Source organism: Bradyrhizobium sp. 138, assembly GCF_023074075.1.
Lineage (GTDB): Bacteria > Pseudomonadota > Alphaproteobacteria > Rhizobiales > Xanthobacteraceae > Bradyrhizobium.
On record NZ_JADPKT010000022.1, the window covers coordinates 434910 to 451939 of the forward strand.

Annotated in this window: 17 protein-coding genes; 8 read left to right on the forward strand and 9 right to left on the reverse strand. The window is 64.8% G+C overall.

The genetic code is table 11. The features are described from left to right. Positions 1 to 22 precede the first annotated feature (22 nt). Positions 23 to 643: a GNAT family N-acetyltransferase gene (locus IVA79_RS13815; protein ID WP_247553615.1), complete on the reverse strand. Its 621-nt coding sequence runs from the start codon at positions 641 to 643 to the stop codon at positions 23 to 25. Then, positions 630 to 1247 carry a hypothetical protein gene (locus IVA79_RS13820; RefSeq protein ID WP_247553616.1) on the reverse strand — a complete coding sequence of 206 codons (618 nt, stop codon included), beginning with the start codon at positions 1245 to 1247 and terminating at the stop codon, positions 630 to 632. Before IVA79_RS13820 ends, IVA79_RS13815 begins: the two co-directional genes overlap by 14 nt. Before the next feature lie 71 nt (positions 1248 to 1318). Between IVA79_RS13820 and IVA79_RS13825 the strand changes: the two genes are divergently transcribed. Beyond that, positions 1319 to 2359, forward strand: a complete 1041-nt coding sequence (locus IVA79_RS13825) for a LysR family transcriptional regulator (protein WP_247553617.1) — start codon at positions 1319 to 1321, stop codon at positions 2357 to 2359. Positions 2360 to 2478: 119 nt separating this feature from the next. Here the strand turns inward: IVA79_RS13825 and IVA79_RS13830 are convergent, their stop codons facing one another. Further along, positions 2479 to 3630: an autotransporter outer membrane beta-barrel domain-containing protein gene (locus IVA79_RS13830; RefSeq protein WP_247553618.1), complete on the reverse strand. Its 1152-nt coding sequence runs from the start codon at positions 3628 to 3630 to the stop codon at positions 2479 to 2481. Between the two features lie 378 nt (positions 3631 to 4008). Between IVA79_RS13830 and IVA79_RS13835 the strand changes: the two genes are divergently transcribed. Beyond that, positions 4009 to 4215, forward strand: a complete 207-nt coding sequence (locus IVA79_RS13835; RefSeq protein ID WP_007591938.1) for a cold-shock protein — start codon at positions 4009 to 4011, stop codon at positions 4213 to 4215. Between the two features lie 90 nt (positions 4216 to 4305). Here IVA79_RS13835 and IVA79_RS13840 read toward each other — a convergent pair whose 3' ends face one another. From IVA79_RS13840 to purM, 3 genes are read right to left on the reverse strand one after another with little or no spacing between them, the layout of a single operon-like run. Then, on the reverse strand, positions 4306 to 4578 hold the full coding sequence (locus IVA79_RS13840; protein ID WP_247553619.1) for a YrhB domain-containing protein: 273 nt from the start codon (positions 4576 to 4578) through the stop codon (positions 4306 to 4308). Next, positions 4578 to 5234 carry a phosphoribosylglycinamide formyltransferase gene (purN, locus tag IVA79_RS13845; protein WP_247553620.1) on the reverse strand — a complete coding sequence of 219 codons (657 nt, stop codon included), beginning with the start codon at positions 5232 to 5234 and terminating at the stop codon, positions 4578 to 4580. Before purN ends, IVA79_RS13840 begins: the two co-directional genes overlap by 1 nt. A gap of 14 nt (positions 5235 to 5248) precedes the next feature. Then, positions 5249 to 6322 (reverse strand): phosphoribosylformylglycinamidine cyclo-ligase, encoded by a 1074-nt coding sequence (gene purM / locus IVA79_RS13850; RefSeq protein WP_247553621.1) that lies wholly within the window; start codon positions 6320 to 6322, stop codon positions 5249 to 5251. A gap of 157 nt (positions 6323 to 6479) precedes the next feature. Here purM and IVA79_RS13855 point away from each other — a divergent pair, with 157 nt between their 5' ends. The 4 genes from IVA79_RS13855 (at position 6480) to ppx (ending at position 11644) form a co-directional block, all read left to right on the forward strand. Then, positions 6480 to 7022, forward strand: a complete 543-nt coding sequence (locus tag IVA79_RS13855) for a CDP-alcohol phosphatidyltransferase family protein (protein ID WP_247553622.1) — start codon at positions 6480 to 6482, stop codon at positions 7020 to 7022. 92 nt (positions 7023 to 7114) lie between these two features. After that, entirely contained in the window at positions 7115 to 7792 is a 678-nt protein-coding gene (locus IVA79_RS13860; RefSeq protein ID WP_247553767.1) for a DnaA/Hda family protein, read from the forward strand. A 141-nt stretch (positions 7793 to 7933) separates the two neighbouring features. Next, positions 7934 to 10126: an RNA degradosome polyphosphate kinase gene (locus IVA79_RS13865; RefSeq protein WP_247553768.1), complete on the forward strand. Its 2193-nt coding sequence runs from the start codon at positions 7934 to 7936 to the stop codon at positions 10124 to 10126. Positions 10127 to 10141: 15 nt separating this feature from the next. Beyond that, a complete protein-coding gene (ppx, locus tag IVA79_RS13870) occupies positions 10142 to 11644 on the forward strand; it encodes an exopolyphosphatase (RefSeq protein WP_247553623.1) in 1503 nt (500 codons plus the stop codon). 3 nt (positions 11645 to 11647) lie between these two features. Here the strand turns inward: ppx and IVA79_RS13875 are convergent, their stop codons facing one another. Next, a complete protein-coding gene (locus IVA79_RS13875; RefSeq protein WP_247553625.1) occupies positions 11648 to 12508 on the reverse strand; it encodes a TerC family protein in 861 nt (286 codons plus the stop codon). Positions 12509 to 12553: 45 nt separating this feature from the next. After that, positions 12554 to 12976: a nucleoside-diphosphate kinase gene (ndk, locus tag IVA79_RS13880; protein WP_140979454.1), complete on the reverse strand. Its 423-nt coding sequence runs from the start codon at positions 12974 to 12976 to the stop codon at positions 12554 to 12556. Between the two features lie 313 nt (positions 12977 to 13289). On the opposite strand from ndk, the gene IVA79_RS13885 reads away from it, so the two are divergent. Then, positions 13290 to 13553 carry a sulfur globule protein precursor gene (locus tag IVA79_RS13885; protein WP_247553627.1) on the forward strand — a complete coding sequence of 88 codons (264 nt, stop codon included), beginning with the start codon at positions 13290 to 13292 and terminating at the stop codon, positions 13551 to 13553. Between the two features lie 440 nt (positions 13554 to 13993). Beyond that, on the forward strand, positions 13994 to 15856 hold the full coding sequence (locus tag IVA79_RS13890; protein WP_247553630.1) for an ABC-F family ATP-binding cassette domain-containing protein: 1863 nt from the start codon (positions 13994 to 13996) through the stop codon (positions 15854 to 15856). 137 nt (positions 15857 to 15993) lie between these two features. Here IVA79_RS13890 and IVA79_RS13895 read toward each other — a convergent pair whose 3' ends face one another. Beyond that, a complete protein-coding gene (locus IVA79_RS13895) occupies positions 15994 to 16959 on the reverse strand; it encodes a tripartite tricarboxylate transporter substrate-binding protein (protein WP_247553632.1) in 966 nt (321 codons plus the stop codon). Between the last annotated feature and the right edge of the window lie 71 nt (positions 16960 to 17030).

The window sequence follows — 17030 nt, forward strand, 5'->3', positions numbered from 1 at the left end:
GTTGCGCAGGGCTGCACCAATTTCAGCGGTCGGCGAGCGCGAGGTGCCGCAGCGGTGAGGTCACCGCCCGCCCCGCCGAGGCGTCGAGCACGCCTGGCCGATCCCAATCGCCCTCGGGGCGGATGATCACATAGGGATCGCTGTCGAGCGTGATCGCGTCCGGGCCCGGCTCGATCTCCAGCAGCATCTCCGTGTAGGAAAAATCCGAGAAGGTGATCTTGCGATTGTGACCGAGCGGCTTGGCGCCGAAATGGGCCCAGAAATCGACCAGCCTGTCCTGCGCCTGACCGTAGATCTTGCGAAAGCCCTTGCGCTTCACGTAGTCGACGCTGGCCTGCACCAGCTTGAACGAGACGCGCGAGCGCCGGTATTGGTGACGCACCGCGAGCCGCTCCACCTTGGCGAAATCGCCGAAGAAGCGCACCCGCAGGCAGCCCGCGGGCTCGTTGCCGACGAAGCCGATGAAGTGCGCAGCGACCATGTCGTTGCCGTCGAACTCCTCCTCGAACGGACAATCCTGCTCGGCGAGATAGACCGCCGAGCGGATGGCGGTGACCAGCATGAGATCGTTTGGATCGCGCGCAAGGCGGATGGTGATGGTGCGGGAACAGGGCTTGGCGAGGGGAATCCTAGTACCGTGCATCTGCAAAACTCCTTGCTTGGATGATCGCGCCCTGCATGCGCATCGGCTGCCGATGCCAGGGCCGCTCGTAGCACCAGAGGTCGGGCTGGAAGCTCGGAACCGGCGCAAAGCCCGTGGCCTTCATGATGTCGCGTCCGGCCACGGTTGACGGCTGCGCATAGCAATCCGCAGCGCGAAACCTTAGCTGTCGCAGATGCGCCGCGGCCTTGCCGAGACCGGCGATGCCGCGTCCCGTCGCCGCGATCGCCCAAATGTAGATGGCAGCAACGTCTTCCCCAGCGGAAGCGAGATAGTGTGTCTCGGGCGCCGTGAGGCAGATCTCGTCGAGCAGCAGTGCATCATGCCCGCGGTCATTGAGAAACAGGAAGGCCATGCCGCCGACGAGATGGCCGTTCCGGCTGAACGTCAGGATGCTCTCGGGATCGAACGTGAAGTATCGCGCAAGCTCGGCTGCCCCGATCCGCACGCCCGGCACCAATCGGTGCGCCATCTGCGCAAGCGCGGCAATTTCGGAAAATTGCGCGCAGCGGACATCGACATCCGGGCTCAGCGGCAAGGCATCGAAATCATGCCTTGCGGCAAACGAGCCCCTTTCCATACCCATATCGCGCCTCTATCGTTCAAGGCTTTCGTGCCCCGCTATGCCGACGAGCTTAGCGGCTGGAGATCAGGAGTATGCAGCAGTTATTGCACCGGGGTGCTGCGATGATGCAGCACCGTGAAGAAGCCCTGGGCGCGTCCTGGGACGATTTGAAACTGTTTTTAGCGTGCGCAAAATATAAAAGTTTTCGCAATGCCGCCGAGGAGCTCGGGCTCACCTCCACCACGCTGATGCGCCGGATCGACCGACTCGAAGAGAGCATCGGCTGCAAGCTGTTCCTGCGCGACCAGAGCGGGCTCACGCTCAGCGACGAAGGCACCGCGATGATCGCCGACGTCGCGCATATGGAGCGTCACGCCTTCAACGTCTTCCGCCGCGCCTCGCGATCGTCGAACGACACCTCGGGGACCGTGCGCGTCGCGGTGACGGAAGGCCCGGGCAATTTCTGGATCCTGCCGCGACTGATCGACTTCCAGAAGACCTACCGCAGGATCACCGTCGATTTGCGCTGTGCGATGGAGCAGGCCGACGTCGCGCGGCTTGAATCGGACATCGCGATCCAGCTGGAGCCGCCGACCAATCCCGACCTGATCGTCGCCAAGCTTGGGCGCCTCCACATCTATCCCTTCGTCTCCAAGGAGTACGAGAACCTCTACGGTGTGCCGGCGACCCTGGCCGAGCTGAAAGACCACCGCATCGTCAAGCAGAGCGCGCCGCAGGTGGACGACGGCGCCTACGCCCGCGTGCTCGGACTGAAGTCGCTCGAAGGCATCGTCGGGATCAAGACCAACTCCTCCGTCGGCGTGCTCTATGCCGTCGAGCGCGGTGCCGGCATCGGCTTCCTGCCGACGGTATCGATCGCGCTCGGCGCGCCGCTGATCGCGGTCGATCTCGGCGTCAGCCACCATGCCGATCTCTGGCTCACGTATCACAAGGAATTCCGCACCTCCGAGCGCCATAAGATCGTGGTCGACTGGCTGAAGAAGGTCTTCGATCCCAAGACCTATCCTTGCTTCCGCGACGAGTTCATCCATCCGAACGCACTGGTGCCGATGATGACCGCCGCGCGCGAGGGGTTTGGGCTGACGGGATATGTCGCGGCGACGCCGACCTAGAGCGTTTTCGAGCGAAGTGGATACCGGTTCGCGTAAAGAAAACGGGTCAAAACAAAAATCTAGAGTCCGGTTCGGATTCCATCGAAACGGGCAAGGCTCTAGACACAGGCGAGCTTCACTCACCATCTGTATTCGAAGCCGACCGTACCCTGGTGCGACGTCAGCTCGTTGCGGAACTTGCCGTCGTAATTGACGTAGAGCCGCGCCACGCTGGTCAGGCTGAGCGAAGCCGAGGCGCCGGCATCCGCGCCGTAGCGACTCTCGCCGATGCCGGGAACGACGATGCTCTGGGTTCCCAGGCTGACCTGGATCGACCCAAGATCCTGGTGGAAATTGTCGACGAACTTGCCGTAAGCGGACAGGTCGAGGATTTTCTGATCGATGACGAAGTAGCGGCCGATCTCGGCCCCGATCATCACGCGCGCGCGTGAGAGCGCGGTCGAGCCGACGTTGAGCGGGTCGAGGCCGCCGGCCTCCTGGAACGCCGCACTGGTGGCGCGCACATATTCCAGCGCGCCCTTGGGCACGATGCGCATCTGGTCCTTGGTCCAGTAATAGCTGATCTCGGTCAGCGCGCCGTCGATCGCGGCGCGATAGCCTGCGCTCGCAAGGCCAAGGCCCGTGTCGCGGCTGGAACGGACCTTGCCGAAGCCGTGCACCACCGCGAACGCCCACGTCCACGGGCCTTTGTCGACCGAGCCGCTGAAGCCGATTTGTGTCAGGTCGAGCGTTGCCGACTGCAGCGCCAGCGGCACGTCGATGTCGGTGTGGCTCTGGTCGACGGAGAAGCCGAGATTGACGCCCGGCGCGACGCGCGCGCCGAAACCGGCGACGCCGCCAACCGTCTTGCGCTTGTCGCCGACGAAGTCGCCTTGCGCGTCGGTGCGGACCGAGATGCCGTAGCCCTCGAACCAGGTGCGGTAGCGCGGATCTTCCGCAGCCGCCGACGCCCCGCCGCCGCCGGGATTGGTGCGGAACGCCCGGTTGACGCCGCCGGATGCCTGGTTGCCGAGCCGCTCCAGGAAGTTGGAGCCGAGATTGAGCGCGCTGTTGCCGACCGACTGGTCGTAATTGGTCGATGTCGGCGACGGGATCGGGGTCGGTGATGGCGTGGGCGTCGGGGTCGGGGTCGGCGCCGGGCTTTGCGCGAAGACTGACGACGTGGCCGACGTCATCACCACGATCGCAAACGCCATCGCTGCCGCGGCCCGACGAACGCGGTCCAGCCCGATCGTCTGCCGTGTCCTTGAGAGCTGCGAGGCGCAGCACATGACGACTATTCCCGAAGCAAAGGGCGATCCGCAAAAATGCAACAGGAGCGGCTCGCACATGCGGCGATTTGTGCCGAACTGCCACGGAGGGTCAACCGGTTGGCGCGTTCTCACTGAGCCTATTGCCCTCGATTGTGGTTCCGCGGCCACAGGTTGCAAATAGCAGACGATGGTCCCCGCCCCCATCTTGAAAATGACGCGCAGCTTGCTAACGGGCGATTTTCATGTTGCAATGTTGGACACAATCGGAATTGGCCGTGCGGCTGTGCGTTTTGCGACATTGAGCCTCAAGACTCGAACAGACTTCCGGAAGCCCGTTTGTGGCGTGGCACGCGAAAAGCGGCCGCGTCTTTTTTATATCTAGTGGAGGAGACTACGATGCCGCAAAAGGGCACCGTCAAATGGTTCAACCCGACCAAGGGCTATGGGTTCATCAAGCCGAACGGCAGCGACAAGGATGTGTTCGTCCACATCTCCGCCGTCGAGCGTGCCGGACTCTCCACCCTCAACGAGAACCAGGTGGTTGAATACGACCTCGTGGAGAACCGCGGCAAAGCATCCGCGGAGAACCTCAAGGTCTCCTGAATTTCTCTCAAAGCTGAAACGCGAGAGATCGTGACGTTGCCCCCCGGCTTTGCCGGGGGATTTTGTTTTGGGATGAGCGTGCGATCTAGCTCAAGACTTTCGAAGTTGTTCGAGGCTTTCTTCCCAAGGCATCGAGGTTGGAAGGTGGCGAATGCGCCCGCCTCGATCGACAAAGATGGGGCCGTTTCCTGCCATCCGGCAACTCGGATTGCCGGTCTCGACGAATTCGCGGGTGTTGTAGAAAAAGACCCACCCTTCATCGATCTCGATCGCCTGCCCCGACAGCATCAGGTCTTCCCCGCAAGCCTTGCCGGCCGTCACTACCTCGGCCTCAGCGAGTGCCAAAGCCTCCACGGGCGACATCAGCCGCTCACCACCGGCGAAACCAGGAAATTCTCGGACGGCCCGCTGCCCGCCGTCTTGCAGACATCGCCCTCGATCCGGACCTTGCCGGTCGCAAGCAAGCGCAGCGCTTCGGGATAGATGCGGTGCTCGACTTCGAGGATACGCTCCGACAGCGTCTCCCCCGTGTCGTGATCGCTGACGGGTACCGCCCCCTGCATCACGATCGGGCCGGCATCGGTCTCGGGGATCACGAAGTGCACCGTCGCACCGGACAGTTTGACGCCGGCGCGCAAAGCCTGGCCGTGCGGGTCGAGGCCGGGGAAGGACGGCAGCAGCGAGGGATGGATGTTGAGCATCCGCCCGTGCCAGGCTTTTGTGAACTCGGCCGTGAACAGGCGCATGAAGCCGCCGAGACAAATCAGCTCGATGCCGTGCTGATCGAGCGCCGCCTGCAGCACCTTCTCGAAGCCGGCGCGGTCCTTGCCGAACGGCTTGCTCTCGATCACCAGCGTGTTGACGCCGCTCGCCTTGGCCCGCTCGAGGCCGACCGCATCGGCCTTGTTCGAAATGACGAGCGAGATCTCGGCCGGGAAATCGGCTGCGCTTGCGGCCTTGATCAGCGCGGCCATGTTGGAGCCGCGGCCGGAGATCAGGATGGCGACGCGGCGCTTCATCACAGCGCCAGTCATTACAGTGCCATGTCGAGGTGGCCGTTGTAGACGACGCGGTGCTCGCCCTCGGCCGGGATCACGGTTCCGAGCTGCGCCACCGTCTCGCCGGCATCGGTGAAGACCTCGATCACCTTGTCGACCTTATCAGGTTCGACGATCGCGATCATGCCGATGCCGCAATTGAACGTGCGCAGCATTTCAAGCTCGGCGATGCCGGCTTGCGCCGCCAGCCATTTGAACACCGGCAGCACCGGCAGGCGTGCCAGATCGATGCCGACGCCGAGGTTCTTCGGCAGCACGCGCGGAATGTTGTCGGTGAAGCCGCCGCCGGTGATGTGGGCGAGGCCCTTCACCGCGCCGGTCTCGCGGATCGCGCGCAGGCAGGATTTGACATAGAGCTTCGTCGGCGTCAGCAGCGCACCGCCGAGCGTCATCACCGGCGCGAACGGCGCCTGCGCCTCGAAGCCGAGGCCGGATTGTTCCACGATCTTGCGCACGAGGGAGAAGCCGTTGGAATGCACGCCCGACGAGGCAAGGCCGATCACGGCATCGCCTGCGGCGATATCCTTGCGCGGCAGCAGCGTACCGCGTTCGGCGGCGCCGACGGCAAAGCCACCGAGATCGTAATCGCCGTCCTTGTACAGGCCGGGCATCTCGGCGGTCTCGCCGCCGATCAGAGCACAGCCGGATTCGCGGCAGCCCTCCGCGACGCCCGCGACGATCGCGGCCGTGGCCTCGGGGTCGAGCTTGCCGCAGGCGAAATAGTCCAGGAAGAACAGCGGCTCGGCGCCCTGCACCACGAGGTCGTTGACGCTCATGGCGACGAGGTCGGTGCCGATCCCGCCGTGCAGCCCGGTCTCGATCGCGATCTTGACCTTGGTGCCGACGCCGTCGGTCGCGGCCACGAGGACGGGATCCTTGAAACCGGCCGCCTTGAGGTCGAACAGGCCGCCGAAACCGCCGATCTCGGCGTCGGCGCCGGGGCGTGCGGTGGCGCGCACCATCGGCTTGATCAGGTCGACCAGGCGGTTGCCCGCATCGATATCGACGCCTGAATCGGCGTAAGTGAGGCCGTTTTTGCGGTCGGTCATGCCCGATTTCCAGTGGGTTTGCGGCTGGTTACGTCGAATTCCGGGGACACGCAATGGCTCGCATGGCGCACCGCCGTATACTATGTAGAGATATCAACCGGTTCAGCCTCCCGGGGAGCCGGATTTGAGGTCAGACCGGGTGCCGGGAAGCGCTTTCGTGAGTATTCCGAACATCATTACCCTGGGCCGCATCATGCTGGTCCCAATCATCGTCTGGGCCATCGTGTCGAGCCAAATGGAGGTGGCGTTCGCCGTCTTCCTCATTGCCGGTGTCAGTGATGCCGTGGACGGCTTCCTGGCCAAGCGCTTCAACATGACCAGCGAACTCGGCGCCCTGCTCGATCCGCTCGCGGACAAGGCGCTGCTGGTCTCGATCTACATGGCCTTGGGAATCTGGGGCGCGATTCCGCGCTGGATCGTAATCCTGGTGGTCTCGCGCGACATCATGATCGTCGCCGCCGTGATCGTATCGTGGCTGTTCGACCGGCCCGTCGAGATGAAGCCGTCGAAGGTGTCCAAGCTCAACACGGTGGCACAAGTGGCGTTCGCCGCCCTGGTGCTGGCGGCGCTTGCCTTCGGCTTCAAGCCGGCCCCTTATGATATCATCCTGATGGGTCTCGTCACGGTCTTCACGCTCTCCTCGGTGTCGCTCTATCTGGTCGAGTGGCTGCGGCACATGAGCACGATCGAGGCCAAATGAGAGGGGATGCGGCCCCGCAAAGGGCCAACTCCCGCTCGATGAAGGCGAATCTCTTCCAACAAGCCGGCGCGCCGGCATGGAGCAAGACAAGCGTGGCAGGCCGCGTCCATCCCCGACAATTGGCATTTTCGCTTCCGCACGCGGAGAGCCTCAGCCGGGACAACTTCCTTGAAGGCCCCGCCAACGTGGCCGGTCTGGCCCTGATCGAGCGCTGGCCGGAATGGCCGAACCGGATCATGTGGCTCGCCGGTCCGGAAGGAAGCGGCAAGAGCCATCTTGCCGCGATCTGGGCCGAGATCTCAGGCGCCCGCGCGACCGCGGCCAACGCACTGACCGCCACAGGCGTTCCGGGCACGCTCGCCACCGGGGCGCTGGTGGTCGAGGATCTCAAGGTTGGGGAATTCGACGAACGCGCCCTCTTCCACCTGATGAATCTTGCGCGCGAGGACGGCGCCTACGTGCTCTTCACCGGACGCGAGGTGCCAGCCTCGCTGGAGATCGAGCTTCGCGACCTGCGCTCGCGTCTGCGCGCCGTGCCGGTGGTCACGCTGCTGCCGCCCGACGATCAGCTCTTTCGCGGCCTGATCGTCAAGTTCTGCGCCGATCGCCAGCTCGCCGTGGACGAGAGCGTGGTGGGCTACCTCGCCACCCGTCTGGAGCGGTCCTCGGCCGCAGCCCGACACGCCGTGGAACTGCTCGACAGCGAAGCCCTGCGGCTCGGCCGCCCTGTCACAAGGGCGCTGGCCGCCGAGCTATTGCGGGACGCCTGACCTCGCGGCCGTCCAGAGCCGCTTGACGCGGCAGAGCGGCGGAACATCAATGTCATCGAAACGTCATCGCTCTAACACATGCTCCGGCCGGTTTTGCGCGTAAGTCGCAAGGTAAGGCGAGACAGGATGGACCGACTTCTGATGGACTCTGCGCAAGCCGTTGAAATTAAAGAAAAAGCCCCGGAGACCGAGGGTCTGCCGGCGATCGCGTCCAGCCCCGAGCGATTCATCAATCGCGAACTTTCCTGGCTGCATTTCAATCGCCGCGTCCTGGAGGAATCGGTCAATCCCAGCCATCCCATGCTGGAGCGGGTGCGATTCCTGTCGATTTCCGCGAATAACCTCGACGAATTCTTCATGGTCCGCGTCGCCGGCATCAAGGCCCAGGTGCGTGAGGGCATTGCCGAACGCAGCCCCGACGGCCTGACGCCATCCGAACAGCTCGCGCTGATCAACCGCACCGTCTCCGAACTTGCCTCCGACCAGCAGGCGATCTGGCGCGATCTGCGCGGCACGCTCGCCGATGTCGGCATCGTGCTGGTTGAGGGCAAAGAAGTCACGAAGGCGGAACGGACCTGGATCGAGGACTATTTCCTCAGCAACGTGTTCCCGCTGCTGACGCCGCTGGCGATCGACCCGGCCCACCCCTTCCCGTTCATTCCGAGCCTCGGCTTCACCATCGCGCTCCAGCTCACGCGCGCCGCCGACGGCAAGCAGATGAACGCGCTGATCCGCATGCCCGGCAAGATCGACCGCTTCATCCGCCTGCCGGCCGAAGGCAAGGCCGTCCGGTTGATCTCGCTGGAACAGGCGACCGCCCTGTTCATCAACCGCCTGTTCCCCGGCTACAATCTGCACGGCCAGGGCGCGTTCCGGATCATCCGCGACTCCGAGCTCGAAATCGAGGAAGAGGCGGAAGACCTCGTCCGCCTGTTCGAGACCGCGCTGAAGCGCCGTCGCCGCGGATCGGTGATCCGGCTCGAAATCGACGCCAAGATGCCGGAGGAGCTGCGCAGCTTCGTTCAGCACGCGCTGTCGGCCGCCGACGACGAGGTGTTCCTGGTCGACGGCGTGCAGGCGATGAACGAGCTCTCGCAGCTCACACGCCTCGACCGGCCCGACCTCGAATTCACCCCTTATGTGCCGCGCCATCCCGAACGCGTGCGTGAACATGGCGGCGACATCTTCGCCGCGATCCGGCAGAAGGACCTCGTCGTCCACCATCCTTACGAATCCTTCGACGTGGTGGTGCAGTTCCTGCAGCAAGCGACGCGCGATCCTGATGTCGTCGCAATCAAGCAGACGCTCTACCGCACCTCCAACAACTCACCGATCGTGCGTGCGCTCGCGGAAGCCGCCGAGGCCGGCAAATCCGTCACGGCGTTGATCGAGCTGAAGGCGCGCTTCGACGAGGAAGCCAACATCCGCTGGGCGCGCGACCTCGAACGCGCCGGCGTGCAGGTCGTCTACGGCTTCCTCGAACTCAAAACGCACGCAAAGCTCTCGATGGTGGTACGCCGCGAAGGCGGCAGCCTCACCACCTATGTTCATACCGGCACCGGCAATTATCACCCGGTCACCGCGCGCATCTACACCGACCTCTCCTATTTCACCTCCGATCCGACCATCGGCCGCGACGCCGCTCGCGTGTTCAATTTCATCACCGGTTATGCCGCACCGAGCGATCTGGAAAAGATGGCGGTGTCGCCGTTGACCTTGCGCAAGCGCATCATCGAGCACATCCAGGGCGAGACCGCGCATGCGCGGCACGGCCGGCACGGCGCGGTCTGGATGAAGATGAATGCGCTGGTCGACCCCGACATCATCGACGCGCTCTACGAGGCCTCCCAGGCCGGCGTGCAGGTCGAGCTCGTGGTGCGCGGTATCTGTTGCCTGCGCCCCGGCATTCCCGGCCTGTCGGAGAACATCCGCGTCAAGTCGATCATCGGACGCTTCCTGGAACACGGCCGAATCTACTGCTTCGGCATGGGCCAGGGCCTGCCGAGCGCCAAAGCGGCTGTGTATATCTCCTCCGCCGACATGATGCCGCGCAACCTCGACCGCCGCGTCGAGGTGCTGTGTCCGCTGCAAAATCCGACGGTGCATCAGCAGGTTCTCGAACAGATCATGGTCGCGAATCTCAAGGACAATGAGCAAAGCTGGCAATTGTTGCCGGATGGGTCGTCAACGCGTATGAAGACCGCGAAGGGCGAGGAGCCTTTCAACGTCCACAACTACTTCATGACAAATCCGAGTCTGTCTGGCCGTGGAAAGTCGCTCAAGGAATCCTCGCCGCGTCGTCTCACGCGCCGGAACGAACGCCATCAACCCTGATCGGGGATTTCCGACGTGAAGCGGCCGCGCAAGCGCGGCTCGAGCGTCGCCGTCATCGACATCGGTTCCAACTCGGTCCGTCTCGTCGTCTACGAGGCGCTGGCGCGCAGCCTCATTCCGATCTTCAACGAGAAGACGCTGTGCGGCCTCGGGCGCGAGGTGCAGAGCACGGGCCTGCTCGCCCCCGACGCGGTCGACAAGGCGCTGACCTCGCTGAAGCGATTCCGCGCCCTGTGCCGTGTGATGCAGGTCGGGCGCGTGTTCGCGATCGCCACAGCGGCCTGCCGCGACGCCTCCAACGGCGCCGATTTCATCGCCAAGGCCGAACGCATCTGCGCCGTGAAGATCGAGATCCTGTCGGGCCCGCGCGAGGCGCGGCTGTCGGCGCTAGGTGTGATCTCCGGCATCCATCATCCCGACGGCATCGTCGGCGACCTCGGTGGCGGCTCGCTCGAATTGATCGACGTGCGCCGGAACAGCGTGCGCAGCGGCGTGACGCTGCCGCTCGGCGGGCTCGCGCTCCAGGATCTCGCGCACAAATCGCTCAAGCGCGCCGACCGCATCGTGCGCGAGGCGCTCGACGAGGTGCCGCAGCTCACCGCGGGCCGCGGCCGCACCTTCTACGCGGTCGGCGGCACCTGGCGCGCGCTCGCGCGCATTCACATCATCCAGAGCGGCTATCCGCTCCAGGTGATGCATGGCTATTCGTTGTCCGCGGCCGAAGCGCTCGACTTCGCGCGCCGCCTGCGCCGGCTTGCGGCCGCCGATATGCTCGCCGACATCGAGATCGTTGCCGATGCGCGCCGCCCGCTCCTCACCTATGCGGCGTTGGTGCTCGAGCACATCATCCGCATTGCGAAGCCGAAGACCATCGTGTTCTCCACCTTCGGCGTGCGCGAGGGCCTGCTGCACGAGAAGCTGTCGGAGGTAGAACGCAACAAGGACGGCCTAATCTGCGCCGCCGAAGAGCTGAACCAGCTGCTGTCACGCTCGGCCAAGCACGCCCACGAGCTGATCGCCTGGACCGACCGCCTCGCGCGCGTGGTGAAGCTGCGCGAGACCGAGGAGGACCGCCGGCTGCGCCACACCGCGTGCCTGCTATCCGACATCGGCTGGCGCGTGCATCCCGATCACCGCGGCGAGCAGACGCTGAGCCTCGTCGTCAACGGCAATTTCGGCGCGATCACCCACACCGAGCGCGCCTTCGTCGGCCTGTCGGTGTTCTATCGCTATGCGGGCCTGAGCGAGGAAAACCAGCCGCCGGTCACCATGCAGGAGCTGCTGACCCCTGCGCAGCTCGAACGTGCGCGCCTCCTGGGCGCCGCGTTCCGCGTCGCGCATCTGATCTCGGCGGCGCGGCCGGGCGTGTTGCCGGCCACGCATTTCCGCAGCCAGGGACGCAAGCTGATGCTGGTGTTCGAGCACCGCCTCGGCGACCTCGTCGCTGACCGCGTCGGCAGCCGCTTCCGTCAGCTCGCCCGCCTGATTGGCCGCGCCGGCTCGATCGTCAGGCGTTAAAAATTACTTCGCCGACGCCCTGGCGTGCCGCTCGGATGATTCCAGTGCGGCGACGCTCAGGCTGCGACGGCGCCAGATGGTGCCGGCAACAAGCACGACGACGACGCCGAGAGCTGCGCAGAAATATTCGCCACCGGCGCCGCCATGGCCGAACTGCGGCGGGATACGCAAGGCCCCCAGCATCGTGTCGAGCGAGGCACCGAACGGGCCCTCGAACAGTGTATGCAGCTTGGGCGCGACGCCAGGATCGGTCGCGATCACCTCGCCCGCGATCCAGCCGAGCAGTGCAGCACCAGCCCAGACCAGCACTGGCAGTTTCTCGAGCAGCGCCATGATCAGCGCCGCACCGGCGACGATCAGCGGCACGCTGATGGCAAGGCCGAGGATCAGGAGCGGTACGCTGCCATTGGCCGCGGCGGCCACCGCAATGACGTTGTCGAGAGACATGACGATATCGGCAACCACGACGATCTGGATGGCCTGCCACAGATGCGAAGCGGACTCGACGTCGTCCTCGTCCTCGTTTTCCGGCACCAGCAGCTTGGCCGCGATCACGATCAGTGCGAGACCGCCGACGAGCTTGAGATACGGCAGCTCCATCAGGGTCGCAACGATGCCGGTGAAGATGATCCGCAGCATCACCGCAGCGCCGGCACCGAAGATCATGCCCCACAGCCGGTGCCGCGGCGAGAGACCGCGGCAGGCGAGCGCGATCACCAGCGCGTTGTCGCCGGAGAGCAGGATGTTGATCCAGATGATCTTGCCGACCGCGATCCAGAAGGTCGGTTCGGCCATCTCGTTGCGAAACTGGGTGAAGAACGCCCCGATCGTCGCGGGATCGAAGATCTGCCAGAGCCAGTTCACAATGAGTCCTTTCGCCCGTGTCGGCCTAACTTATCGGCTGATGGATCAGCCGACGATCTCGTTGCCCGAGAAGAACTGCGCGATCTCGATCGCGGCGGTCTCCGGCGCATCCGAGCCGTGCGCGGAATTCTCGCCGATCGACTTGGCGTAGAGCTTGCGGATGGTGCCGTCGGCGGCCTTGGACGGATCGGTCGCGCCCATCGCGTCGCGGTACTTGGCGATGGCGTTCTCGCCTTCCAGAACCTGGACCACGACCGGGCCCGAGGTCATGAACTCGACGAGCTCGCCGAAGAACGGCCGCGCCTTGTGAACGGCATAGAAGGTCTCGGCCTGTTCCTTGGTCATGCGGATGCGCTTCTGCGCGACGATGCGCAGGCCGGCCTTTTCGATCACGGCGTTGACGGCGCCGGTCAGGTTACGCGCGGTCGCGTCGGGCTTGATGATCGAGAAAGTGCGTTCGATGGCCATAATCTTGTCCTTGGGAAGAAAGCGGTGGTTGCCGGGTTGCGGGGCTTATATCGGCGCCTTTGCGATCCGGCAAGCGATCGCCGGCATGACGTCACAGGCGCATCGCCGCAGGACCGGGCCCGGCGATTTCCTCTTGGATTACGACAATTTCACCCAGATGAACCCAATCTGAAGCCTCCATTCAGGCTTTGGTTCAGTCGGCCGGCTTAAGCTCCTTCCATCGAAACCAAAGCCTGACCTTCAGGCGAACTGTTTCGGCGGCCTTTCCATCGACGCGGATTGCCCCCGCGCCGGCAGTTTTGAGGAGATCACCATGTTGAGGAAACTTTCGCTTGCCGCTGTCGCCGCGGTTGCGCTGGGTGCCGCGTTGGCGCCGACCTCGGCTTCCGCCCATTGGCACGGTGGCTGGCACGGCGGCGGTTGGCACGGGCACGGCGGCGGCTGGCACCGCGGCTATGGCTGGGGTGGCCCGCGCTTCTATGCCCCCGTCTCCTACGGTTATGGCGGCTGCTACGTGCGCCGGCTGGTCCCGACCCCCTGGGGACCCCGCTGGCGGATGATCAACCGCTGCTACTGAGCCCGGCAGCACCTTCCCAAAGACCCGACAGGTATCTGCGCCCCACAGGTACCTTCCAAGAGGAGCCCCGGCGATCCCCCCGCCGGGGCTCCGCATTTTGGGCGGATATGGCGAGATTCATGCAATTTTGACGTGAATGCCGGCGATCCCAAAGAGTGGCGAAACCATTTTGGGGGTCAATGACTTGGTACCGTGACTTTACTTTAAACACACGGAACCGCGCGATGGCTGGGCCTATTGCCAATGAGAGCGAACAGATCGACCGGCGCACCAGCCGCTCGATTTGCGATGCCGTGGGCGAGCGACTCCAGCAGAGCCTGCGGCCCGAGCCCCGGCTCCCCACGCATCTCGAGCAGCTCCTGCATGAGCTGGAACGGCGCGACCGGGACCCGCATTAAGTTGCGGCTTGCCTTTAATCTCGCCTGCGGTGACAAGGCCGCATGCTGTCCATTACCGACCTCTCCATCCGCCTCGCCGGACGCCTTTTGATTGACCAGAGTTCCGTGCAGATCACGCCCGGATCGCGCGTCGGCATGGTCGGACGCAACGGCACCGGCAAGTCGACGCTGTTCAAGGTGATCCGCGGCGAGCTCGCGGCCGAGCACGGTTCGGTGACCTTGCCGCCGCGTTGGCGAATCGGCAGCCTGGCCCAGGAAGCCCCGAACGGCCCGGAGAGCCTGATCTCCGTCGTGCTCAAGGCCGATCTCGAGCGCGATGCGCTGCTCACTGAAGCCGAGAGCGCGACCGATCCGCACCGGATCGCCGAGATCCAGACCCGCCTTGTCGACATCGACGCGCATTCGGCGCCGAGCCGCGCCGCCGCGATCCTCTCCGGCCTCGGCTTTTCCGCCGCCGAGCAGCTCCGCCCCTGCGCCGAATTCTCCGGCGGCTGGCGCATGCGCGTCGCGCTCGCCGCGACGCTGTTCGCGGCCCCCGACCTCTTGCTGCTCGACGAGCCCACCAACTATCTCGACCTCGAGGGCACGCTGTGGCTGGAGGATCACCTCGCGCATTATCCGCGCACCGTGATCGTGATCAGCCACGACCGCGACCTCCTGGAGAGCTCGGTCGACCAGATTCTGCATCTGGAGCGCGGCAAGCTCACGCTCTACAAGGGCACCTATTCCTCGTTCGAGGAGCAACGCGCCGCGCGCGAGCTGCTCGATGCGAAGGCGGTCAAGCGCCAGGAAGCCGAACGCGCCCGGCTGCAGGCCTTCGTCGATCGCTTCAAGGCCAAGGCCTCGAAAGCGCGGCAGGCACAGTCGCGCGTCAAGATGCTGGAGCGGCTGAAGCCGATCACGGCGCTGGTCACCGAGGACGTGCGCGAGATCAGCTTCCCGGCGCCGGAGAAGATCCTGTCGCCGCCGATCATCGCGGCGGACAACGCCGTGGTCGGCTACGATCCGGCGAGCCCGGTGCTCAATCGCGTCACCTTGCGCATCGACAATGACGACCGCATCGCGCTGTTAGGGGCCAACGGCAACGGCAAGTCGACCCTCGTCAAGCTGCTCGCCGGACGGCTGGCGCCTTTCTCGGGAAAGGTGACGCGCGCGGACAAGCTGTCGATCGCCTATTTCGCGCAGCACCAGCTCGACGAGCTCAACGAGGACGCGTCCGCCTACGACCACGTCCGCAAGCTGATGGGCGATGCACCCGAGGCAAAAGTGCGGGCGCGCGCCGGCGCGATCGGCTTCTCCGGCAAGGCCGCCGATACCAAGGCCGGCAAATTGTCGGGCGGCGAGAAGGCGCGGCTCTTGCTGGGGCTAGCGACCTTCTTCGGCCCCAACATGATCATCCTGGACGAGCCGACCAACCATCTCGACATCGACAGCCGCGCTGCGCTTGCCGAGGCGATCAATGAATTTCCCGGCGCCGTCATCATGGTCTCGCACGATCGCTATCTGATCGAGGCCTGCGCCGACCGACTCTGGATCGTCGCCGACCGCACCGTCACCAATTACGACGGCGACCTCGACGAGTACCGGCGCCTGGTGCTGTCCGCGCGCAACGGCGAGCCCGCCCCGCGCGAGCGCAGCGCCGCCAGCGAGAAGCCGCAGCGCGCGAGGTCGGACAATCGCGGCTCGCTGAAGAAGCGTATCGCCGATGCCGAAGCCGAGATCGCCCGCGTCAGCGAGATCATCACCAAGATCGACACCGCCCTCTCCCTACCCGACATCTTTACCCGCGATCCCAAGCAGGCCGCACAGCTGTCAAAGGCGCGCGCGAATGCAGCGGACGCACTGGCGCGCGCGGAGGAGCAATGGCTCGAGGCCAGCACGCAGTTTGACGAAGCGGCGGGCTGACCTCCCGATCAAATTCGGAAAAACAACCCCATGCACAGTACCGGTGCTTTAGCACCGGCACCTAAGCACTTGAATTGGCTGTCCTCTCCCTCCTCGCCGCGATCGCCCGCCGCGGGGCAATTGCGCGCCGGAACGACTCAGTCCGCGTACTGCCCGGCCGCCTTGATGATCGGCGCCCAACGGTCGATTTCACTGGTCAGCATCGCGCCCAGCGCCTCGGGCGTCGCCTTGTCCTGTGGGACCGGCTCGGTGTTGATGTCGTTGAAGCGAGCGATCAGCGTCGGATCCTTCAGCGCCGTCTGCAGCGCCGCCGTCAGCTTCTGGACGACCGCCGGCGGTGTGCCCTTGGGCGCATAGATGCCGTGCCAGACGCCGAGCTCGAAACCCTTGAGGCCGGCCTCGTCGGCCGTCGGCAGATCGGGCAGGCTCTTCAGCCGCTCCTTGGTGGTGATTGCGTAAGCCTTGACCTGCTTGGCCGTGATCGGCCCCGTGGTGTTCGTCGCCTGGTCGCAGGTGAGATCGATCTGCTTGCCGAGCAGATCATTCATGATCGGGCCGTTGCCCTTGTAGGGCACCGTGGTGAGCTGCTTCTGGATCGCCGTCATGAACAGCATGCCGCAGAGATGCGATGCCGCCCCTAACCCGGCATTGGCGTAGGTCAGCTTGTCGCCCTGCTGCTGGGCGTAGGCGACCAGGTCCTTCAGCGTGTCGGCCGGAAAATCCGGACGCGCGATGATGGTCATCGGCGCGTTGGTCACGAGCCCGATCGGCGCAAACGCCGTCTTCGTGTCATAGCTCAAATTGCGGTACAGCGTCGCGGCGGTCGAGATGCCGACATGATGGATCAGCAGCGTGTAGCCGTCGGCTTGCGCGCGCGCGGCGCGGGTCGTGCCGATGGTGCCGCCGGCGCCGGTTGCGTTCTCGACGATGACCTGCTGTCCCAGGGATTTCGCCATGCCCGCGGCGGTCAGGCGCGCGATGGTGTCGGTCGGCCCGCCTGCCGCGAACGGCACCAGCATGGTGATGGTCCTCGTTGGGTAATCCTGGGCAATGGCCGCACCGAGCGGCAGAAGCAGAGCCGATACGAGGGCAATGAACCGCATAGTTTCCTCCAGTTTTCTTGTGGCTCCATATGAGCGCATTCTGAGCCGCGCGGCCATCACGAAAGTGACGC